Raw genomic sequence first — 22530 nt, forward strand, 5'->3', positions numbered from 1 at the left:
AACGACCGGATTCCGGTCGTTGAGCGAGGAGCGAAGCACCGAGACGAAACGCGGTGAGCCGATCTCGGATCTCACCGCGTTTCGTCTCGCTCGGCTTCGCCGGGCTCGCTCAACGACCGGGGCTACGCCAGCTCGATGACCGACCACGACAGCGGCGGCAGCGTCGCCCGCACGGCGCCGTCGACGACATCCGCCGCGCCGAGTGGCACCATGTGCACGGCATCCGGCGTCGTCTCCAGGTTCGAGGTGTGGCGGTCGCCGCCCTCCGGGATCGTCAGCGTCTCGGCGTTCACGACGCACAGATCCCCGAGACCGTGCAGGTCGATCGTGAGGTCGCTCTCCTCGGTGAGCGAACGGTTCGCCACGAAGACGACGACGCGCCCCGACGCCTCGTCCCAGGTGGCGGCAGCGTCGACCGCATCGACCCCGCCGTAGCGCTTCGTCTCGATCTGCGGGGCCGAGACGGCGAGGCGGAGGATGCGCCCCTTCGCGAGCCGCGCCATGCGCTCGAAGGGCCAGAAGCTCGTCTGACGCCAGGCTGCGCCGCCCTCCTCCGACCGGATCGGCGCGATCACGTTCACGAGCTGCGCCTGGTTGGCGATCTTCACGCGGTCGCCGTGGCGGAGCAGGCTGTTGAGCAGGGTGCCGACCACGACGGCATCCGTCACGTTGTAGGCGTCCTCGATGAGGCGCGGATGCTGTCGCCACCCGGCCCTCGCGATCTCCTTCGCCTCCACGTCGTTGTACTTGACCTGGTCCCACACGTTCCACTCGTCGAACGAGATGTCGATCTGCTTCGTGTGCTTGCCGGCGGCCTTGACCGCATCGACCGTGGCGATGACGCCCTCGATGAACGCGTCCATGTCGACCGACTCGGCGAGGAACGACTCGGCGTCGCCGTCGTGCTCCTGGTAGTAGGCGTGCATCGAGACGAAGTCGACCTCGTCGTAGGCGTGCGAGAGCACCGTGTGCTCCCACGTGCCGAAGGTCGGCATCGAGCGCCCGGACGACCCGACGGCCACCAGCTCGATCGACGGGTCCACGAGACGCATCGCCTTCGCGGCCTCCTGCGCGAGCCGGCCGTACTCGGTCGCGGTCTTGCCGCCGATCTGCCACGGGCCGTCGAGCTCGTTGCCGAGACACCACAGCTTGATGTCGAACGGCTGCTCGGCGCCGTTCTTCCGGCGCAGGTCCGACCAGTAGGTGCCGGAGGGGTGGTTCGCGTACTCGACGAGCGCCCTGGCCTCTTCGACGCCGCGGGTGCCGAGGTTGATCGCCTCCATCACCTCGACCTCGGCATCCTTCGCCCAGTCCATGAACTCGTGCAGGCCGAAGGCGTTGGTCTCGATGGTGTGCCATGCGCCGTCGATGCGCACCGGGCGGTCCTCGGCCGGGCCGACCCCGTCTTCCCACCGGTAGCCCGACACGAAGTTGCCGCCGGGATAGCGGACGACGGTCGGTCCCATCTCCTTCACGAGCGCGAGCACGTCCTGACGGAATCCGCGCTCGTCGGCCTGCGGATGACCGGGCTCGTAGATGCCGGTGTAGACGCAGCGCCCCATATGCTCGACGAACGACCCGAAGAGCCTCCGGGGGACGTCGGCGATCGTGAAGTCGCGGTCGATGGTGATGCGGGCCTGAGACATTGCTCTCCTTGCAGTGGGCCGTAGGGTGTGGGGATGCGGGACTACTGACCGCCGAAGCCGCTGGTCGCGACTCCCTTGACGATCTGCTTCTGGAAGATGAGGAACACGACGATGAGCGGCACGGCCGCGAGCACGGCCTGCGCCATGACCTGCGCGTACTGCACGCCGTAGGCGCTGATGACGGTCTGCAGACCGACCGGCAGCGTCATGAGCGTGGTGTCGTTGATGACGAGGAACGGCCAGAGGAAGTTGTTCCACGCCGTGATGAACACGAAGATCGCGACGGAGGCGAGGATCGGCCGCGAGAGCGGCAGGACGATCGACCAGAAGATGCGGAAGCGTCCGGCGCCGTCGACCCGGGCGGCGTCCTCGAGCTCGATCGGGACCGCGTCGAAGAACCGCTTGAGGATGAACACCATCGCCGGCGCCACGACCTGCGGCAGGATGAGGCCCCAGTACGTGTCGATCAGGTTGAATGCGAGCATCTCGTAGAACAGCGGGATGATCAGCACCTGCGGCGGCACGACGATCGAGGCGATGATCACGACGAACAGCCACCGGCGGCCGGTGAAGTCGAGCCGCGAGAGGGCGTACGCGGCCATCGCGGAGATGGCGAGCGTGATCAGGGTGATCGCCGCCGAGGTCCACAGGCTGTTGAACGCCCAGGTGTAGACGTTGCCCTGCGACAGGATCGCGACGAACGCGTCGACGGTCGGGCCGGAGGCGCCGATCCATCCGGGATCGCCGGACGCGGCATCCGTCTCGGTCTTGAAGGCGGTCGCGACCGCCCAGAGGAACGGCAGCAGCCATCCGACGGCGAGCAGGAGCAGCACGACGAACGCCGTGATGCGGAGCGGGCCGAACGGCTTCTGGCCGGGCAGGCGGGTGCGGCGCGGCGCTCCGGTCGCGGCGGTCGTGATCGTCTCGGTGGCGGTGGGAGCGGTGGTCGTGGCGGTGGACATCAGAGCTGCTCCTTCCGGCGACGCGTGATGAGGGCCTGCGCGACGCCGATGATGACGATGAGGGCGAAGAAGACGTACGAGATCGCGGCCGAGTACCCGAACCGGTAGCTCACGAAACCGGCCTCGTAGATGTACTGCACGATCGAGCGGGTCGTGTCGCTCGCGACCCCTCCGAGCATCTGGTACGCCTGATCGAACAGCTTGAGCGAGGCGAGGATCTGCAGGATGAGGATGAGCACGGTCGCCGGCCCGAGTTGCGGGAGCGTGATCGACCAGAACTGACGCCACGCGCCGGCTCCGTCGAGCGAGGCCGCCTCGTACTGCTGCGGCGGGATGTTCTGCATCGCGGCGAGGTAGAGGAGGAAGTTGAATCCGACGGTCCACCACACGGTGGCGATCACGATCGAGAGCATGTTCGTGTCGGGGTTCTGCAACCAGGCGATCGGTTCGAGACCGAAGAACTCGAGGATGTTGTTGGCCGCGCCGACCTGGGGGTTGAAGATCCAGACCCAGATCTGCGAGATCACGGTCGAGGCGAGCAGGAACGGCATGAAGAAGGACAGGCGCCACAGCCACTGCCCGGGGATGCCGCGGTCGACGAGCGCCGCCATGACGAGGGCGATGGCGACGAGCGGAACCGTGGACAGCAGTGTGAACCATACGGTGTTGCCCATCGACTGCCACATCTTGGGGTCGCCCAGGGCCTCGGCGTAGTTCGCGAACCCGACGAACGCGCCGCCCGCGCCCGTGAGGGACTGGTCGGTGAAGCTGAGGATGATGCCGTGGATGATCGGCCACACCAGGAAGAGCAGGAAGGCGACGAGGAACGGCGCGAGGAACGCCCAGCTGATGAGCTGTTCGCGCTGGCGGGAGCCCGCGCGACGGCCGCGGGGCGTGGTGCGTGAACCGGTGACGATGGTGCGCGTGGAATCGGTGACGGCGGTCATGATGCGAACGCCCCCTCGGGGTCTGCCGGGTTGGGCTGTCGCAGCAGCGCGTTGACCCGCGCCTCGAAGCGGTCGATCGCGGCGGCCGGGTCATCGCCCGAGAGAAGAACGCCCTGCACGGCTGCGCCGAACTCGCTCTGGAAGTTCGATCCGGACCCGGTGAACCAGGCCGTGGGGTCGTAGACGACGTGCTGCGCGGCCTCGGCGTAATGCACCTGGGGGATGAGCTCGCCGTACTCCGGCGATTCGGTCACGGGAAGGTACGCGGGGATGTGGCCGGCCTCGGCCCAGCCGAACGAGCCCTTGAGCATGTCGGCGACGAATCGGTAGGTCAGGGCGCGCTTCTCGGGGTCGGCATTGGTCTGATGGGGGAGAACGAACGAGTGCGAATCGGCGTAGACCGCGGGCGTGCCGTACAGCGTGGGGATCATGGTGGCGTCGAAGGGCAGGTCGGCACTCTGCATCGTGCGCAGTTCCCAGACGCCGGTGAACAGCATCCCGCTCTTGCCCGTGGCGAATTCGGCGATCGCGCTGCCGTAATCGGCCTGAGCGAGGGCGATCTCGCCGTCGAGCAGGGTGGTCATGAGCGTGAGCGCCTCGACGGCGGCGTCCTTGTCGATCACGGCCGTGCCGCCGGCGGGCAGCTCCATCGGAGTGCCGTGCTGCGAGTAGAAGGTGTAGAAGAGCCGCCACATCTGAGCGCCGTCGCCGAGGTAGCCGAACGACAGCGCGTGCCCCTCGGCGGAGCCGCCGATCGTGCGCAGCTGGTCGACGAACTCCTCGGGCGACGTGGTCGGCCGCAGTCGTCCGTCGCTGTCGAGCACGCCTGCCGCATCGCAGATGTCGGTGTTGAACATCGCCACGAACGGGTGGGCGTCGAGCGCGACGCTGTACATGTCGTCGCCGACGAAGCCCTTCTCCCAGATGGGCTTCGGGAAGGCGGAGGAGTCGACGCCGAGAGACGCGAGCTCGTCGCGATCCCACGGGTCGAGCAGGCCGCCGGGCGCCCAGCCCACGGTGCGGGTGGCGTGCATGATCGCGACGTCGGGGGCGCGGCCGCCGGCTCCGGCCATGGCGAGCTTGGTGTAGTACGGCGTTCCCCAGGCCAGCACCGTGGGGCGGACGCGGTACGCGCTCTGCGCGGCGTTCGCCGTGTCGAGCAGCTGCGACATCGTGACGCCGTCGCCGCCGGACAGCAGATGCCAGAACTGCAGCGTCCTGGCGGATGAGCCGGGGATCGTGCCCGGTGCGCATCCTGCGAGCAGGGCGGCGCCGGCCATGACGGAGGCGGCGGTGAGGAACTGCCGTCTGGACAGATCGAGCGGGGGCGTCATCGTCACTCCTTCGTGACTGCGGTCAGGGTCGCTACATCATTACATCGATGTAATCGAAGAGGCAAGAGGCGGGTTTCGGAGCGGGTGGTGCCGGGGTCAGGGGCGGTAGCCGACCGGGCTGCCCTCGGTGCTCGCCCGTTCGAGGAGCTGGTGCGAGAGCGTGAGGCCCCGCGGCGGCGCCGTGCGGTCGTCCATGCGCGACTCCAGCAGGGCGAGTGCCGCGTCGGCGAACGCGCGCCGGTCGAACGCGACGGTCGTGAGCGCGGGCGAGGTGTAGCGCGAGAACTCCACGTCGTCGAAGCCGGTGACGATGACGTCATGCGGCACCCGCACCCCGTGGTCGTGCAGCGCGTGCAGGGCGCCGAGCGCCAGGCTGTCCGTGAACGCGATGATCGCGTCGAAGGCGGCACCGCGGCGGAAGAGGGTCTCCACGCCGAGAGCGCCGCCGGTCATCGACCAGGGCATCGGATTCACTTCGAGCGCGGTGTCGCGGGGGATGCCTGCCTCGCGGAGGGCGTCGTGCACCCCCTCGAGTCGCAGCCGGCTCGTGGCGGTCGCGGAATTCGGATCGTCATCGGCCCCGATCACGGCGATGCGACGCGCGCCGCGCGCGAGAACGTGACGGGCGACCTCAGCCGCCGCCCGACGGCTGTCGATGCGCACATGGTCCGCCCGGTTCTGCTCGACCTCTCCGAGCACCACGAGCGGCGGCAGGCGGTCGGCGTATCTCAGCACGCTGTCCTCCAGCCGGATCGGGTTGAGGATCAGCCCGTCGACGAGATGCGCGCGGGCCCGAGAGACGAGCTCGCGTTCCCGGTCGGGGTCGATCGCTGTCTCCTCGATCTGCACCGCCAGCCCGCGCTCGTGCGCGGCGTCGACGATCCGATGCATGAGCTCGGCCGAGAAGGCGGTCGCGAGGTCTGGCAGGGCGACTGCGATGATCCCGGAGCGCCCCTTGCGCAGCCCCCGGGCGCTGAGGTTCGGCACGAAGTCCAGCTGCGCCATCGCCGCCTCGACCTTGCTGCGGGTCTCCTCGCTCACGGTCGTCGTACCGGTGACGACGTTCGAGACGGTCTTGGGCGAGACGCCGGCGAGCGCCGCGACGTCTTTCATCGTGGCTCGGGGAGGCGGCACCGCGGTCATCCGGTCAGCCTATCCGCGCGCGCCGCCGTCCGGGGATTACCACGATGTACGCCCCGGGCGCGCTGGCTATCATGGCGCCATGACGATCGAACGCAACTGGGCAGGCAACGTCGCATACCGGGCATCGCGCATCGACCATCCGTCGTCGGTGGAGGAGTTGCAGAACGTCCTCGCACAGCGCGGTTCGATCCGGATGCTGGGTTCGCGTCATTGCTTCAACGACATCGCCGACACCGACGGCGTGCTCGTCGCGCTCGATCGGATGCCGGCGGTGATCGAGGTGAACGAGGCGCGCGACGCCGTCCGGGTCTCTGGCGGCCTGCGGTACGGCGACCTGGCACCGCGGTTGCGCGAGGAGGGACTCGCGCTGGCGAACCTCGCCTCGCTCCCGCACATCTCGATCGCGGGAGCCGTGGCCACCGGCACGCACGGATCGGGCGACGCCATCGGCTCGCTCGCGAGCGCCGTGCGCGCCCTCACGATCGTCACGCCGTCCGGCGAGGTGCAGACGTTGCGTCGCGGTGAGCCCGACTTCGACGGCGCGGTCGTGAGTCTCGGTGGGCTGGGCGCCGTTGTCGATCTCACTCTCGACGTCGAACCGACCTACGACGTCGCGCAGCACGTCTTCGAGCATCCGTCGTGGGATGCGATCCTCGCCGACTTCGACGACGTGACGGGCGTCGGCACGAGCGTCAGCATCTTCTCGACGTGGCAGCACACCGACCAGGCCGACCAGATCTGGGTCAAGCAGCGGCTGCCGGAGGCGCGCGAGCTGACCAGGGCCGACCTCTTCGACCGCCTCGGCGGCGAGGCGGCGACCACGAAGCGCCACCCGATCCTCGGGGTCGACCCGGTCGCCTGCACCGAGCAGCTGGGTGTTCCGGGGCCGTGGTCGGAGCGGCTCCCGCACTTCCGGCTCGAGTTCACGCCCTCGGCGGGTGCCGAGATCCAGAGCGAGTACCTCGTGCCGCGGTCCGACGCGGTCGAGGCCATCCAGGCGGTGCGCACACTGGCCGGACAGATCACGCCGCTTCTGCTCGTCAACGAGATCCGCACGGTCGCGAACGACGAGCTGTGGCTGAGCTCGTCGCACGCGACGGATGCCGTCGGCATCCATTTCACCTGGAAGCCCGACGAGGCCGCCGTGCGTGCCTTCCTGCCGACGCTGGAGGCGGCGCTGCCCGCGACGGCACGACCGCACTGGGGCAAGGTGTCGACGCTCGACGGCGCGGAGGTGCGCTCGCGCTACCCGCGCTGGGGTGACTTCGCCGACCTGGCGGCCCGCATGGACCCGGAGCGGCGGCTCGTGAACGCCTATCTGGAGCGGCTCGGTCTCTGATCCCCCGGTCTCCGATCCCGTCTCCGTCGGAGCGGGGGTGGACGCAGGGGGATGTCGAGACGAGACTGGACCGACCGCCGGGCATCGGACTCGGCGCCGGATGCGAGGGAGCTCACATGGGATACAGAGTCGGATACTTCGTCGGCAGCCTGTCGTCGACGTCGATCAATCGGACCCTCTCGACGGCACTGATCGCGCTGGCGCCCGATGACCTCGAGTTCTTCGAGATCCCGATCAAGGACCTGCCGCTGTACAGCCAGGACTACGACGACTCCTACCCGCCGGTGGCTCTCGCGCTGAAAGAAGCCATCGATTCCGCGGACGCCGTGCTCTTCGTCACGCCCGAGTACAACCGGTCGATCCCCGGAGGACTCAAGAACGCGATCGATTGGGCGTCTCGGCCCTGGGGGCAGAACTCCTTCGACCACATCCCCGCCGCCGTCATCGGCGCCTCGGTCGGCGCGATCGGCACGGCGGTCGCGCAGCAGAGCCTGCGCGGCGTGCTGAGCTTCTGCAACGCCCGGCAGATGACGGCACCGGAGGCGTACATCCAGTTCAGGCCAGAGCACTACTCCGATGACGGCACGGTCTCGCACCCCGACACGGCCGACTTCCTGCGCGGCTACATGGCGGAGTTCCGCGACCACATCGAGCGAGTGCTGACGGTGCTGCCGAGAGACACCCCCGACAGCTGAGGGCGAGCGGGCGTCGACCGGGGCGTCGTTGCACCGCCCCGAGTGTTCTCGGTAACATTCACCGCAGCAGCCGACGGAGGTGCTCATGGTGAACGTCGGCTCCGACAAGCCCAACATCCGGCAGGTCGCGACGATCGCCGGGGTCTCGCACATGACCGTGTCGCGGGTGCTGAACGACCACCCGAACATCAAGCCAGACACCCGTCGGCGCGTGCTCGAGGCGATCGAGGAGCTCGACTACCGGCCGAACATGGTCGCTCGCGCCCTCGCGACGCAGCGCACTCGGCGCATCGGCGTGATCGTCGAGAGCGCCGTGGCACACGGCCCGACGAGCATCCTGCGAGCGATCGAGCTCTCGGCGCGGGCCGCGGGGTACTCGGTCACACCGATCGCCCTGCACGAGGGTGACGCCCTCTCGCCGCAGGAGGCGGTCGACAACCTCACCACGCAGGGCGTCGATGCGCTGTGCGTGATCGCGCCGCGATCGTCGTCGGTCGCGGCGCTCCGTCGCATCTCGATCGACGTGCCGATGCTCGTCGTCAAGGCGGATGCCGACCCCACGTTCCTCACGGTGTCGATCGACCAGCAAGCAGGAACGACCCTGGTCGTCGATCACCTCGTCGCGCTCGGGCACCGCGACATCCTGCACATCTCCGGACCGTTGGACTGGTTGGACGCCCGCGCGAGGGAGCGCGCCTTCCACTCCAGGGCCAAGTCCTGGGGAATCCGCGAGCGTCCGATCGTGGTCGGGGACTGGACCGCCGACTTCGCCTACGACTTCGCCACCGGGCTCACGCGGCTGCCCGACTACACAGCCGTCTTCGCCGCGAACGACGACATGGCCATCGGGCTCATCCACGGCCTGCACGAGCGCGGATTCGACGTCCCCGGCGACCTGAGCGTGGTGGGCTTCGACGACGTGCCGCTCGCGCGGCACTTCCTGCCGCCCCTGACGACGGTGCGCCAGGACTTCGGAGCGCTCGGTGTCTCGGTCGTCGAGATGCTCCGCGCCGCCATCGAGGGCAGGGAGATCCCGCCGCTCACCCGAATTCCGACCGAGCTCGTGCCGCGTGCCTCGTCGGCGGCTCCCCGGGAGACGCGGTGAGCGCCGAGCCGTCGCTCGACCCGGTCGTGCGGCTCGAGGGCGTCACGGTCGAGTTCCCCGGGGTGCGTGCGCTCGACGACGTCGACTTCCGCCTCTTCCCCGGCGAGGTGCACGCCGTGATGGGCGAGAACGCTGCGGGGAAGTCGACGCTGGTCGGGGTGCTCACCGGAACGCGCACCCCTGACGCAGGCCGAGTGCTCGTCGACGGCGAGCCGCGTCGCTTCGGCGGCGTCGCCGACAGTCGCTCCGCGGGAATCGCCACGGTGTTCCAGGAGACGCAGCTGAGCCCGAACCTCAGCGTCGGCGAGAACGTGATGCTGGGGCGTGAGCGCCGCGGCCTGCTCGGCATCGACTGGAAGCGCACGAGAGCGGATGCCGCGCGGGCCCTCGCGCGCCTCGGACTCGACGAACTCGACCCGAAGACCCCGCTCTCGATGCTGACACCGGCGCAGAAACAGCTCGTCGCGCTCGCTCGCGCCGTCGTCGACGATCCGCGGGTGCTGGTGCTCGACGAGCCGACATCGAGTCTGGACCAGGCCGAGGTCGCCACGCTCATGCGCGTGATCCGCGGCCTTCGTGAGCGCGGCGTCGCCATCCTGTTCGTCTCGCACTTCCTGGAGCAGGCCTTCGCGATCAGCGACCGCATGACGGTTCTGCGGGGAGGACGGCGGATCGGCGAGTACGCGACGAGGGATCTCGAGAGAGCCGACCTCATCTCGAAGATGCTCGGCAAGGACATCGACGGGCTTCGCGCGCTGGGCTCTGAGCGGAAGGCCCATCACTATGCGTCGGACGGCGAGCCGGCGATGCGCGCGACGGACGTCGGGCGTCGGGGAGAGCTGGAGCGCACCGACGTCGAGGTGCAGCGCGGCGAGATCGTCGGGCTCGCCGGCCTTCGCGGTTCTGGCCGCTCGGAGCTGGCTGGACTGCTGAGCGGGACGACACGTGCAGACACCGGCGAGCTGTGGGTCGACGGGGAGAGGGTGGAGTTGCGGAGCCCGTCCGCGGCGCTGCGCCACCGGATCGCGCTGTCTGCGGAGAGCAGGCGCACGCAGGGGATCATCGGCGACCTCACCGCCCGCGAGAACATGATCCTCTCTCTTCAGGCGCTGCGCGGCTGGACCCGCCCCCTGTCGACCGCGGAGGAGGCGGCGCTCGTCGACACGTACGTGGAGGCCTTACACCTCTCGCCGGCAGACCTCGACCGACCGGTGAAGCTGCTCTCGGGCGGCACGCAGCAGAAGATCCTCCTGGCTCGGGCACTGGCTGTCCGGCCCCATGTGCTGATCCTCGACGAGCCCACCCGGGGCATAGACATCGCCGCGAAGCTGGAGGTGCAGCGGCGCATCAGCCAGCTCGCCGGGGACGGGGTCGCCGTCGTCTTCATCTCCTCGGAGCTGGAAGAGGTCGTGCGGCTGAGCGACCGGATCATCGTGCTCAAAGATCGCGAGAAGATCGGCGAGCTCAGCAACGGGCCCGGTGTGACGGTCGACACCGTGGTGGAGATGATCGCGGCTGATCCACACCCTGATCCTGGTCTGTGATCGGTAACAGGATCTTGTTCCTGGAACATTAGCGATTTTTTGGAACATCCTTGAGTTTCCAAAATTGTTCCCGGTAACATCGCCGCAGACAGGCAGTGCCGCTGTCCTGCTTTCACACACCGGACCGCGTCAGGTCCACCATTGCCGGGGTGACTGCCGGCATCTCAAGGAGGAGAACATGTCCGCGAAGAAGCGCATCCGCGTCGCGATCGGGCTGGCCGCAGCCGGCGCACTCACCATCGGCCTGGCGGCCTGCTCCGGCGGCGGAGACGGGGGTTCGGGCGGCGACGGCGGCTCGGACGAGCTCACGACCGTCGGCTTCGTCGCCGTCGGACCCGAGGGCGCCTGGCGTGAGGCGAACGAGCAGAACATCCAGGACACCTTCACGGAGGAGGCCGGGTACGACCTCAAGTACGCCCCCGCCACCAACCTCGACCAGAAGTCGCAGATCGACGCGTTCACGTCGTTCGTCGACGAGGGCGTCGACGTGATCCTGCTGTCGGCGACCGAGGCCTCGGGGTGGGAGGACTCACTCAAGCGTGCGCAGGAGGCCGAGATCCCCGTGATCCTGCTCGACCGTGGCATCGAGCCCGACGACGACAGCCTCTACGTCACCCGCATCGCGCCCGACAACGTCGAGGTCGCGAAGGAGGTCGGCGCGTGGGCGGCGGCGACGTTCCCCGACGGCGGGAACTACGTCGTCCTGGAGGGCCCTGCGGGCGTGGGCGTCGTGAACGAGCGCAACGAGGGCTTCGACGAGGGGCTGGGAGACTCCTCCCTCACGAAGGTCGACGCCCAGACGGCGAACTGGTCGGCTGAGGAGGGCAAGAGCGTCTTCGAGACGATGCTGAAGTCGTCGAACAACGACATCCAGCTGGTGTTCGCGCAGAACGACGAGATGGGACTCGGGGCCGCGCAGGCCGCCGAGGAAGCCGGTCTCGTCGTCGGACAGGACGTCAAGATCGCCACGATCGACGGCACCAAGAACGCCATGCAGGCGCTCGCCGACGGTCAGCTCAGCTACGTGCACGAGTACAACCCGCTCTTCGGCGAGACGGCGATGGACGTCGTCGAGAAGGCGCTCGCCGGTGAGGACGTCGATTCGTACATCGTCGTCCCGAGCGAGGCCTTCGACTCGGCGGATGCCGCCAAGGCCGTGCTCGCGGACCGCAAGTACTGAACCACCCACCGGATCAGGCGTCGGAGCGATCCGGCGGCGAGCCAGGGTGGCGGGAGTGTCCCGCCGCCCTGGTCGGCAGACGGGAAACACAGCGATGAACGATCAACTCCCTCTCGTCGAGATGCGCGGCATCACGATCGAGTTCCCCGGCGTGAAAGCCCTCGACGGCGTGGGTCTGCGGCTCTTCCCCGGCGAGGTGCACGCCCTCATGGGCGAGAACGGTGCCGGCAAGTCGACCCTCATCAAGGCGCTGACCGGCGTCTACCGGATCGACGCCGGATCCATCGTCGTCGCGGGGCAGGAGCGCACCTTCGCCGGAGCCGGCGACGCTCAGGAGGCCGGCATCTCGACGGTCTATCAGGAGGTGAACCTCGCTCCCAACCTCTCCATCGGCGAGAACGTGATGCTCGGGCACGAGGTGCGGGGCGCGTTCGGCATCAACTGGGGTGCGACCCACCGTGCGGCGACCGAGGCGCTCACGCGACTCGGGCTCGGCGCGCTCGACACTCGCAAGCCCCTCTCCACACTCTCGATCGCCCTGCAGCAGCTCGTCGCGATCAGCCGGGCCATGGCGATCGAGGCCACGGTCCTGATCCTCGACGAGCCCACCTCGAGCCTCGACGCCGCCGAGGTCGAGGGCCTCTTCGCCGTCATCCGCACTCTCCGAGACGAGGGCGTCGCGATCCTGTTCGTCTCGCACTTCCTCGACCAGGTCTACGCGATCAGCGATCGCCTCACCGTGCTGCGCAACGGGCAGTTCGTGGGGGAGTACCTGACCCGCGACCTCGACCGACACGCCCTCATCTCGAAGATGATCGGCAAGGATCTCGACGCGCTGAAGTCGCTCGGGGGCAACCGCCGCCTGGCGCCGCGCGACGCGGACGAGGAACCCCTGCTCTCGGCATCCGGCATCGCCCGCCGCGGCGCTGTCGAGGCGACCGACCTCGACATCCGCCCCGGCGAGATCGTCGGGTTCGCCGGCCTGCTGGGATCGGGGCGCACGGAGCTCGCCCGTCTGCTGTACGGCGCGGATCGTGCCGACGAGGGCGCCATCGAGCTCCACGGCGCCGACGCGGAGCTCACGTCACCGGCGGCTGCGCTCGCGCGGCGCATCGCGTTCTCGACCGAGAACCGGCGTGACGAGGGCATCGTCGGCGACCTCACCATCCGCGAGAACATCATCCTCGCCGTGCAGGCGGAGCGCGGATGGGCCAGGCCCATGTCGCGCAAGGAGCAGGACGCGATCGTCGAGAAGTACATCACGCAGCTCAACGTGCGCCCAGCCGACCCCGAGCGCATGATCAAGAACCTCTCGGGCGGCAACCAGCAGAAGGTGCTCCTCGGGCGCTGGCTCGCCACGCAGCCCGAGCTGCTGATCCTCGACGAGCCGACGCGTGGCATCGACGTCGGGGCGAAGGCCGAGATCCAGGAGGCCGTCGCCGAACTCGCCGAAGAAGGCGTGGCCGTGGTCTTCATCTCGTCCGAGCTCGAAGAGGTGGTCCGGCTGTCCGAGCGGATCGTCGTGCTCAAGGACCACCGCAAGATCGGCGAGCTCCAGAACGGGCCTGACGTCACGGCACAGGCGATCGTCGACGTGATCGCCGCCCACGGGGTCGAGGCTGCGGCCGAGACCCTCGACGACGCGGACGGCGTCGTGCCGGATAGCATCACCCTCACGACCGACAAGGAGGCAGCGCGATGACGGCTGCAACCGGCTCCAGCTTCTGGCGGGACCTCGTTCACAAGCCCTTCTTCTGGGGCATCGTGGCGATCGCCGCGCTGCTCGCCCTGAACGTGCTCAAGGACCCCGCGTACCTCGCGCTCTCGATCAACCCCAACAACGGCAACCTCGTCGGCAATCTCGTCGACATCCTGCGCCAGGCGGCTCCGGTGATGATGATCGCGATCGGCATGTCGCTCGTGATCGCGACCGGCGGCATCGACCTCTCGGTCGGCTCGCTCATGGCCGTCTCCGGGGCCGTCGCGATGGAGTTCCTCAGCGCGGCCGGAGACTCGGGGAACCTGGGGGCGGCGCTCGCCGCGATCGGTCTCGCACTCGTCATCACCGGCATCCTCGGCGCGGTCAACGGCATCCTCGTCGCGTACGTCGGGCTGCAGCCGTTCATCGCGACGCTCGTGCTCATGCTCGCGGGCCGCGGCATCGCCAAGGTGATCACGGGCGGACAGAACACGACGGCGTCGAACGACCCGTTCCGGTGGATCGCGAATGGCTTCGTCATCGGCATCCCCGTCGTCTTCCTCCTCGCCGTGCTGCTCGTGCTCGTCGTCGGCTGGGTCGTGCGCAAGAGCGCCCTCGGCCTCATGATCGAGGCGATCGGCATCAACCCCCGGGCGAGCCGCATGGCCGGCATCAAGCCCAAGGGGCTACTGCTCACGACCTACATCCTCAGCGGAATCCTCGCCGGGATCGCCGGCATCATGTCGGTCGGCAGCGTGATGACGGTCGACATCTCGCGTACGGGCTACCAGCTCGAGCTCGACGCGATCCTCGCGGTCGTGATCGGCGGTGCGTCGCTCGCGGGCGGCAAGTTCTCGCTGAGCGGGGCGTTCGTCGGAGCGCTGCTCATCGCGACGCTCGACAAGACCGTGCTCTTCCTCGGCATCTCGTCGTCGGCGACGCCGGCGTTCAAGGCGATCGTGATCGTCGTGCTGTGCCTGCTGCAGTCCGAACGCGTGCGCAGCTGGTTCCGTCGGCGCCGTCGTGTCGCTCCCCCCGAACAGGTCTCCGTGAAAGAGGAGGTGACGGCATGACCGCCGTGATGACCGCACCCGAACCGGTGCAGCACGAGACCCTTCTCGACCGGGTGCGCCGCATGATCCGCGCGAACCCGTCGGTGCTGCCCACCATCGCCTCGGTCGTCATCTTCGTCGGCATGATCGTGTTCGGCGAGGTGGCGTACGGCCGGATCCTGCAGGCCAACACCCTGTCGAACCTGCTGATCAACAACGCCCACCTCGTCGTGCTGGCGGTCGCGCTGACCTTCGTGATCCTCACCGGCGGCATCGACCTCTCGGTCGGCTCGATCATCGCGCTGTCGTCGGTGGCCGGCGTGATGCTGTCGAACGCCGGATGGAACGCGATCGCGGTGATCGTGGCGATGATCGGCATCGGCGCCGGCTTCGGCGTCGTGTCGGGAGTCCTGATCCGCTACTTCAACGTGCAGCCGTTCATCGCGACACTGGCCATGATGTTCCTCGGGCGCGGACTCGCATCGCTGCTCAGCACCAAGCCCGAGCGCCTCGGCGAGGACTCGCCCATCCGCTGGATCGGCGTGCAGCTGAAGATCGTCGACGGCCCGAAGGTCAACGACCTCGTGATCACGCCGGCGGTCGTCATCGCGGTGGTCGTCGTCGCCGTCGCGTTCTTCGTGCTGCACCGCACCCGCACCGGACGCACGGTGTACGCGATCGGCGGATCCGAGAGCTCGGCGCTGCTGATGGGCCTTCCGGTGCAGCGCACGAAGGTGCTCGTGTACGTGATCAGCGGGTCGCTCGCCGGGCTCGCGGCCGTGCTCTACACCGCACGCCTCGGCACCGCGCAGAACATCACCGGCATCGGATGGGAGCTCGATGCCATCGCCGCGGCCGTGATCGGCGGAACGGTACTCACCGGTGCCTACGGCTACGTGCTCGGATCGGTGATCGGGGCTCTCGTGCTGGGGCTCATGAACGTGCTGATCACCCGTGACGGCGGCATCCCTCCCGAGATGACCACGATCATCACCGGCGGCATCCTGCTCGTGTTCGTGCTGCTGCAGCGGGCGGTGACGCGCAAGAGGGAGTGACGGCTCAGACGTGGTCGCGCCAGGAGTGCTGGGGATCGAAACCCAGCACCCGGCGCGCCCTGTCGATCGAGAGCAGCGTCTCGTTCGGCCCGAACTCGCCCTTGACCGGCACGTCGGGGAACACCTCGGCGAGCAGCTCGTCATTGGGTCGCGACATCACGGTGTCGGCCGCGGCGATGATGAACCGGTCGAAGCCGGGCGCCGCGACCTCGAGCGCGCGCTGCACGGCCTGGGCGCCGTCGCGCGCGTCGATGTAGCCCCACAGGTTCCATTTGCGCAGGCGCGCATCGGCGTCGAACGAGGGGAACTCGGCGTAGTCCTCCGGGTTCATGACGTTCGAGAACCGCAGCGCCGTGATCGACAGATCCGGGTGCCACCGCACGAGCTCCGTCGCCAGCTGCTCCTCGAGCGTCTTCACGAGCGAGTAGACCGACTCGGGCCGCGCCGGGTAGTCCTCGTCGACCGGGACGTACGGCGGCGGCACGTCGAAAGGCAGGCCGAGCACGGTCTCGCTCGACGCGTAGACGATGCGACGGATGCCGAGGCGCACCGCCGCCCAGAACACGTTGAACGTGGCCGGCATGTTGTTGTGGAAGGTCGCGACGTCGCTGCGGATGCCGGGAGCGGGGATGGCGCCCAGGTGCACGACGGCGTCGATCCCGTCGTGCTGATCGCCGACCGCGGTGAGGGCGTCGACGACCTGGCCGTAGTCCGTGAGGTCGACCTGCACGAAGCCCGGTCCGCGGGCCCCCGCGACGTCCATGCCGATGACCTCGTAGCCATGGGCGCGGAGCTCCCGCGCGACGACGCTGCCGAGCTTGCCCGATGATCCGGTGAGTGCGATGCGCATGTCTCCAGAGTGGCACGCCGTCGGGCGGCCAGGGCCGCGCGGCATACACTCGTCCGCGTGAGTGACATGAGCGACGAGCGGCGACGCGCCGCGGGCGTCCGCGACGTGGCGGCACTCGCCGGGGTCTCCCGGCAGACGGTCTCGCGAGTGCTGAACGATCACCCCGAGGTGGCCGAATCGACCCGCGAGCGCGTCCTGGACGCGATGGACGAGCTCGGCTACCGCATGAACAACGCCGCCCGCGCTCTCGGCACCCGGCGGTCGCGCACGCTCGGGGTGCTGGCATCGGATGCCCTGCAGTACGGGCCCTCGCGCAGCATCGCGGCGCTCGAGGCGTCGGCGCGACGGGCGGGCTACTGGGTGAGCGCGGCGTTCGCCGACGCGGGGGATGCCGGCGCCGTCGTCGCCGCGGTGGATCACCTCGTCGTGCAGGGCGTGGAGGGCATCGTCGTCGTCGCGCCGCACGCCCGGACGCTCGACGTGCTCGACGAGCTGCGCATCGGTGTGCCCGTCGTCACGCTGCATTCGGCCGATCGGGGCACGCGCGGACTCTCCGTCGATCAGGCCGCCGGCGCCCGCCTCGCCGTCGCCGCGCTCGCCGACGCCGGGCACACCCGCATCGCGCATTTGGCCGGACCCGCCGACTGGCTCGAGGCCGAGTCGCGGGCCGAGGGGTTCGCGGCGGAGCTCGCCGCGCGCGGGCTCCCCGCGGGACCCGTCATCGCGGGGGATTGGTCGGCCGGTTCGGGCTACGCCGCGACCTCCGCCGTGCGCGCGGCCGGCGTCACCGCGGTGTTCGCCGCGAACGACCAGATGGCGCTCGGTCTGCTGGGCGGCCTGCACGAGGCCGGCCTCTCCGTTCCCGGCGACGTCAGCGTCGTCGGGTTCGACGACATCCCCGACGCCGCGTTCTACTGGCCGAAGCTGACCACGGTGAGGCAGGACTTCGACGAGCTCGCCCGCCGCGCGGTCGCCACGGTGATCGGCGGGGCGGAGGCGACGGCATCCGATCTGTCGCCCGTCGCGCCCGTGCTGGTCCCGCGAGACTCGGTCTCCCCGCCGCGCTGAGTCGCCGCGCTGCCGGCATCCCGCCTTGACGCCGCAGCGACCCCGTGAAACACTGCTGTGACCGGTCACAGTCGCCGCCCGAACACCACGAGGTCCCGTGAGCAACGAAGCCCCCACCTTCTCCGCCGAGGTCGACGCCGCCATCGCGGCGGTGCGCGCCGAGGTCGCCCGACTGCACAGTGAACTGGTCCGCTACGGACTCGTCGTCTGGACGGGCGGCAACGTCTCCGGCCGCGTTCCCGGCGCCGATCTGTTCGTGATCAAACCCAGCGGCGTGAGCTACGACGACCTCGCGCCCGAGAACATGATCCTCTGCGACCTCGACGGCGTCGTGATCCCCGGCACGCCCGGCAGCGACCGCTCGCCGTCGAGTGACACCGCCGCGCACGCGTACGTCTACCGCCACATGCCCGAGGTCGGCGGCGTCGTGCACACGCACTCGACCTACGCCGTGGCCTGGGCGGCGCGCGGCGAGGAGATCCCCTGCGTCATCACCGCGATGGCCGACGAGTTCGGAGGTCCGATCCCGGTCGGGCCCTTCGCGATCATCGGCGACGACTCGATCGGCCGCGGCATCGTCGAGACGCTGCGCGACCACCGCTCCCGCGCCGTGCTCATGCAGAACCACGGGCCGTTCACGATCGGCGCGGATGCGAAGGATGCCGTGAAGGCCGCCGTCATGGTCGAGGACGTCGCCCGCACCGTGCATCTGGCTCGCGAGGCAGGACCGCTGATCCCGATCCCGCAGGCCGCGATCGACAGCCTGTACGACCGATATCAGAACGTGTACGGCCAGAGCGAGGACGCGCGCCGATGAGCGCCGTCGACGACCTCCGCGAGGGCCGGACGAGCCTGGGCATCGAGCTCGGATCGACCCGCATCAAGGCGTGCCTGATCGGCTCCGATCCCGCCGCCGTGCTCGCGACCGGCTCGTTCTCATGGGAGAACCGGTTCGAGGACGGTCTGTGGACGTACCCGCTCGACGAGGTGTGGGCGGGTCTGCAGGCCGCGTTCGCCGAGCTCGTCGCGGATGCCGAGCAGCAGCACGGCATCCGCCCCACGACGTTCGGGGCGATCGGCATCTCCGCGATGATGCACGGCTATCTCGCGTTCGACGAGGCGGGTGAGCTGCTCGTGCCGTTCCGGACCTGGCGCAACACCAACACCGGCGTGGCCGCCGCCGAGCTCAGCGAGCTCTTCGGCGTCAACATCCCGCTGCGCTGGTCGATCGCGCACCTGCATCAGGCCGTGCTCGACGACGAGGCGCACGTGGCGCGCATCGCGAGCGTCAACACCCTCGCCGGCTACGTGCACGAGCGGCTCACTGGTGAACGGGTGCTGGGCGTGGGCGACGCCTCGGGCATGTTCCCCATCGACTCCGCGACCGGCGACTACGACGAGCGGATGCTGCGCGCGTACGCCGCACGGACGGGCGACCGCCTTCCCCGGCCGCTCCACGAGATCCTGCCCGAGGTCCGTTCCGCCGGAGCCCGAGCCGGCGTGCTGACGGACGAGGGGGCGGCGCTGCTCGACCCGACCGGTGCGCTGCGCGCCGGCATCCCGCTCTGTCCGCCGGAGGGCGACGCCGGAACCGGGATGGTGGCGACGAACGCGGTCGCGCCGCGCACCGGCAACGTGTCGGCGGGGACGAGCATCTTCGCGATGGTCGTACTCGAGCGACCGCTCACCGAGGCGCATCACGAGCTCGACCTCGTGACCACGCCCGCGGGAGATGCCGTGGCGATGGTGCACTGCAATAACGGCGCCAGCGAGCTCGCCGCCTGGGCGGGACTCTTCACGCGGTTCGCCGCGGCCGCCGGCCAGCCCGTCGACGACGACGCGGTGTTCGACGTGCTCTTCCGCGAGGCCCTCGACGGAGAGGCGGATGCCGGCGGCCTGCTCGCCTACAACCACCTCGCCGGCGAACCCATCGCCAAACTCGACGCCGGGCGCCCGCTCTTCGTGCGCACGCCCGACAGCGCCCTGACCCTCGCGAACGTCATGCGGGCGCAGCTCTACGGCGTCTTCGGCACGCTCGCGCTGGGCATGCAGGTGCTCGCGGACGAGGGCGTCGAACTGGATCGGATGTTCGCCCACGGCGGCATGTTCCGCACCGCGGGCGTGGCCCAGCGCTTCCTCGCCGGCGCGCTGGGAGCACCCGTCGCGGTCGGCGAACTCGCCTCCGAGGGCGGCGCGTGGGGCATCGCCGTGCTCGCCTCGTATCTCGCCCGCGCCGACGAGCGGTCGCTGGGGGAGTACCTCGACGAGACGGTGTTCGCCTCGGCATCCGTCTCGCTCGTCGATCCCGACCCCGCCGACGTCGCCGGGTTCGCCACCTATCTCGACCGCTACCGGGCGGGGCTGGCCGTCGAGGCCGCCGCCGTCGCGTCCCTCCCTCCTACCCGCTGAAAGGGCACACCATGCCGAAGCTCACCACCTCGTTCGACGGCTACGAGGTCTGGTTCCTCACCGGCAGCCAGCACCTGTACGGCCCCGAGACGCTCGCCCAGGTCGCCGACCAGTCGCAGGAGATCGCTCGTCTGCTCGACGGCGCCGCCGACGTGCCGGTGCGCATCGTCTGGAAGCCGGTGCTGACGGATGCCGCCGCGATCAAGCGCATCGCGCTCGAGGCGAACGCCGACGACCGGGTGATCGGCCTGGTCGCCTGGATGCACACGTTCAGCCCCGCGAAGATGTGGATCGCCGGTCTCGACGCGCTGCAGAAGCCGCTCGCCCACCTGCACACCCAGGCGAACGTCGAGCTGCCGTGGGCCGACATCGACTTCGACTTCATGAACCTCAATCAGGCCGCGCACGGCGACCGGGAGTTCGGGTACATCCAGACGCGCCTGGGCGTGCCGCGCAAGACGATCGTCGGGCACGCGTCCGATCCGCGCGTGCAGCGCGAACTCGGCACCTGGCAGCGGGCGGCCGCCGGTCTCGCCGCGTCGCGCGACCTGAAGCTCGCCCGCTTCGGCGACAACATGCGCTACGTCGCGGTGACCGAGGGCGACAAGACCGAGGCCGAGCTGCGCTTCGGCGTGCAGGTCAACACGTGGGGCGTGAACGAGCTGGCGGAGGCCGTCGCCGCGGCATCCGATTCCGCGATCGACGCGCTCGTCGCCGAGTACGAGGAGCTGTACGAGGTCGCGCCCGAGCTCCGTCGCGGCGGCGAACGGCATTCCTCGCTGCGCGATGGCGCGGCGATCGAGATCGGGCTGCGCTCGTTCCTGGAGGAGGGCGCGTTCGGCGCCTTCACGACCTCGTTCGAAGACCTCGGCGCGCTGACGCAGCTGCCGGGTCTCGCGGTGCAGCGCCTCATGGCCGAGGGCTACGGCTTCGGCGCGGAGGGCGACTGGAAGACCGCGATCCTCGTGCGCATCGCGAACGTCATGGGCGCGGGCCTGCCGGGCGGCGCGAGCCTCATGGAGGACTACACGTACGACATGACCCCCGGCGATGAGCTGATCCTCGGCGCGCACATGCTCGAGGTCTCGCCGTCGCTGAGCACGGCGAAGCCCACGCTCGAGATCCACCCGCTCGGCATCGGCGGCAAGGACGACCCGGTGCGCCTCGTGTTCACGGCCGACCCCGGCCCCGCGGTCGTGGTCGCGCTGAGCGACATGCGCGACCGGTTCCGCCTCACCGCCAATGTCGTCGAGAACGTCGAGCCGCGCGCCGCCCTGCCGAACCTGCCGGTCGGTCGCGCGGTCTGGAAGCCCGCGCCCGACTTCACGACGTCGGCCGCCGCGTGGCTCACCGCCGGTGCGGCGCACCACACGGTCATGTCCACCGCCGTGGGCCTCGAGGCGTTCCGCGACTTCGCCGAGATGGCCGAGGTCGAGCTGCTCGTGATCGACGAGAGCACGACGCTGCCGGAGTTCCAGAAGCAGGTGCGCTGGAACCAGGCGTACTACCGCCTGGCGCAGGGACTGTGATGGCGACCGTACCCAGGTCGGGGCGTCAGCTGCGCCTCGCCGGCCACGGCTACGAGGCCGACGTCGCGAGCGTCGGAGCGACGCTGCGCACGCTGACCTTCCACGGCCGCGACCTCGTCGTGCCGTTCGAGTCCGACGAGGTGCGTCCGGCCTACCGCGGGGCGACGCTCGCCCCGTGGCCGAACCGCATCGTCGACGGACGGTACCGCTTCGGCGGCGTCGAGTACCAGCTGCCGCTCACCGAGCCCGCGCGCGGGCAGGCGCTGCACGGACTCGTCGCCTGGACGGAGTTCGAGGACCGGCTCGTGCTCGACGACCGCGCCGTGCTGGCCGCCGTGATCGAACCGCAGGCCGGGTACCCGTTCCGCGTCGAGGTCGAGGTGGAGTACCGCCTCGACGCGAACGGCCTGGAGCAGACGGTGACGGCACGGAACCTCGGGACGGATGCCGCGCCCTGGGGCACCGGACCGCATCCGTACCTCGTGGCGGGCCCGACGGATACCGCGAGCCGACGCGTCGACGCCTGGACCCTCAGCCTCCCGGCAGCCGAGGTACTCACGGTGACGCCCGACCGGCTGAGCCCTGTCGCGGTCGAGCCGGTGAGCCGGCATCCCGAGTGGGACTTCCGCACCGCACGCCGCATCGACGACGTCTTCATCGACCACGCCTTCACCGGGCTCGCCCGCACAGGCGGCGTCGCCGAGGTGCGGGTGACGACCGACGACGGCTCGGGCGTCGCGATCAGCTTCGACGAGCGCTGCCCGTGGGTGCAGGTGCACACCGCTGACACTCCCGAGACGGCGTCGACGCACCGGCTCGGGCTCGCGGTCGAGCCGATGACCTGCCCGCCCGACGCGTTCACCTCCGGCACCGACCTCGTCGTGCTCGAGCCGGGCGCAGCGCACGGGGCATCCTGGCGCATCCGCGCCCTGTGACACCCGGGGCGCGGCGGAAGATCAGAAACGCCTCGGAA

The 22530-nt window shown here is 69.7% G+C and carries 19 protein-coding genes; 13 read left to right on the top strand and 6 right to left on the bottom strand.

Going from position 1 to position 22530, the window contains the following annotated elements; all coding sequences use genetic code 11:
- Positions 1-122 precede the first annotated feature (122 nt).
- From arfA to AUC47_RS07645, 5 genes are all read right to left on the bottom strand, one after another.
- Positions 123-1646, bottom strand: a complete 1524-nt coding sequence (gene arfA, locus AUC47_RS07625; RefSeq protein WP_096714606.1) for an arabinosylfuranosidase ArfA — start codon at positions 1644-1646, stop codon at positions 123-125.
- Positions 1647-1687: 41 nt separating this feature from the next.
- Positions 1688-2608 (bottom strand): carbohydrate ABC transporter permease, encoded by a 921-nt coding sequence (locus AUC47_RS07630; RefSeq protein WP_096714607.1) that lies wholly within the window; start codon positions 2606-2608, stop codon positions 1688-1690.
- The gene (locus AUC47_RS07635; RefSeq protein WP_096714608.1) at positions 2608-3555 is read right to left on the bottom strand and encodes a carbohydrate ABC transporter permease; all 948 of its coding nucleotides are present in this window, start codon (positions 3553-3555) and stop codon (positions 2608-2610) included. The genes AUC47_RS07630 and AUC47_RS07635 overlap by 1 nt, the downstream gene beginning before the upstream one ends.
- The gene (locus tag AUC47_RS07640) at positions 3552-4889 is read right to left on the bottom strand and encodes an extracellular solute-binding protein (RefSeq protein WP_096714609.1); all 1338 of its coding nucleotides are present in this window, start codon (positions 4887-4889) and stop codon (positions 3552-3554) included. Before AUC47_RS07640 ends, AUC47_RS07635 begins: the two co-directional genes overlap by 4 nt.
- 96 nt (positions 4890-4985) lie before the next feature.
- Positions 4986-6032, bottom strand: coding sequence for a LacI family DNA-binding transcriptional regulator (locus AUC47_RS07645; protein WP_096714610.1), 1047 nt, complete (start codon positions 6030-6032; stop codon positions 4986-4988).
- A 79-nt stretch (positions 6033-6111) separates the two neighbouring features.
- On the opposite strand from AUC47_RS07645, the gene AUC47_RS07650 reads away from it, so the two are divergent.
- From AUC47_RS07650 to AUC47_RS07685, 8 genes are all read left to right on the top strand, one after another.
- Positions 6112-7371 carry an FAD-binding protein gene (locus AUC47_RS07650; RefSeq protein ID WP_096714611.1) on the top strand — a complete coding sequence of 420 codons (1260 nt, stop codon included), beginning with the start codon at positions 6112-6114 and terminating at the stop codon, positions 7369-7371.
- Between the two features lie 116 nt (positions 7372-7487).
- Entirely contained in the window at positions 7488-8066 is a 579-nt protein-coding gene (locus AUC47_RS07655; RefSeq protein ID WP_096714612.1) for an NADPH-dependent FMN reductase, read from the top strand.
- 85 nt (positions 8067-8151) lie between these two features.
- Positions 8152-9171 (top strand): LacI family DNA-binding transcriptional regulator, encoded by a 1020-nt coding sequence (locus tag AUC47_RS07660; protein WP_096714613.1) that lies wholly within the window; start codon positions 8152-8154, stop codon positions 9169-9171.
- The gene (locus AUC47_RS07665) at positions 9168-10715 is read left to right on the top strand and encodes a sugar ABC transporter ATP-binding protein (RefSeq protein ID WP_096714614.1); all 1548 of its coding nucleotides are present in this window, start codon (positions 9168-9170) and stop codon (positions 10713-10715) included. Before AUC47_RS07660 ends, AUC47_RS07665 begins: the two co-directional genes overlap by 4 nt.
- 178 nt (positions 10716-10893) lie before the next feature.
- Positions 10894-11895 (top strand): substrate-binding domain-containing protein, encoded by a 1002-nt coding sequence (locus AUC47_RS07670; RefSeq protein WP_096714615.1) that lies wholly within the window; start codon positions 10894-10896, stop codon positions 11893-11895.
- Positions 11896-11989: 94 nt separating this feature from the next.
- The gene (locus tag AUC47_RS07675; protein ID WP_096714616.1) at positions 11990-13597 is read left to right on the top strand and encodes a sugar ABC transporter ATP-binding protein; all 1608 of its coding nucleotides are present in this window, start codon (positions 11990-11992) and stop codon (positions 13595-13597) included.
- A complete protein-coding gene (locus AUC47_RS07680) occupies positions 13594-14667 on the top strand; it encodes an ABC transporter permease (protein ID WP_096714617.1) in 1074 nt (357 codons plus the stop codon). Before AUC47_RS07675 ends, AUC47_RS07680 begins: the two co-directional genes overlap by 4 nt.
- Positions 14664-15701, top strand: coding sequence for an ABC transporter permease (locus tag AUC47_RS07685; protein ID WP_096714618.1), 1038 nt, complete (start codon positions 14664-14666; stop codon positions 15699-15701). Before AUC47_RS07680 ends, AUC47_RS07685 begins: the two co-directional genes overlap by 4 nt.
- A 4-nt stretch (positions 15702-15705) precedes the next feature.
- Here the strand turns inward: AUC47_RS07685 and AUC47_RS07690 are convergent, their stop codons facing one another.
- A complete protein-coding gene (locus AUC47_RS07690) occupies positions 15706-16551 on the bottom strand; it encodes an NAD-dependent epimerase/dehydratase family protein (RefSeq protein ID WP_096714619.1) in 846 nt (281 codons plus the stop codon).
- 66 nt (positions 16552-16617) lie between these two features.
- Between AUC47_RS07690 and AUC47_RS07695 the strand changes: the two genes are divergently transcribed.
- The 5 genes from AUC47_RS07695 (at position 16618) to AUC47_RS07715 (ending at position 22492) form a co-directional block, all read left to right on the top strand.
- Complete coding sequence (locus AUC47_RS07695; protein WP_096714620.1) at positions 16618-17619, top strand: LacI family DNA-binding transcriptional regulator; 1002 nt, start codon at positions 16618-16620, stop codon at positions 17617-17619.
- Between the two features lie 97 nt (positions 17620-17716).
- Entirely contained in the window at positions 17717-18436 is a 720-nt protein-coding gene (locus tag AUC47_RS07700; protein WP_096714621.1) for an L-ribulose-5-phosphate 4-epimerase, read from the top strand.
- Positions 18433-20028: a xylulokinase gene (locus AUC47_RS07705; protein ID WP_096714622.1), complete on the top strand. Its 1596-nt coding sequence runs from the start codon at positions 18433-18435 to the stop codon at positions 20026-20028. The genes AUC47_RS07700 and AUC47_RS07705 overlap by 4 nt, the downstream gene beginning before the upstream one ends.
- A gap of 11 nt (positions 20029-20039) precedes the next feature.
- A complete protein-coding gene (gene araA, locus AUC47_RS07710) occupies positions 20040-21557 on the top strand; it encodes an L-arabinose isomerase (RefSeq protein WP_096714623.1) in 1518 nt (505 codons plus the stop codon).
- A complete protein-coding gene (locus tag AUC47_RS07715) occupies positions 21557-22492 on the top strand; it encodes an aldose 1-epimerase family protein (protein ID WP_096714624.1) in 936 nt (311 codons plus the stop codon). The genes araA and AUC47_RS07715 overlap by 1 nt, the downstream gene beginning before the upstream one ends.
- Positions 22493-22530 lie beyond the last annotated feature (38 nt).

This window comes from Microbacterium sp. SZ1 (genome assembly GCF_002362255.1).
Lineage (GTDB): Bacteria > Actinomycetota > Actinomycetes > Actinomycetales > Microbacteriaceae > Microbacterium.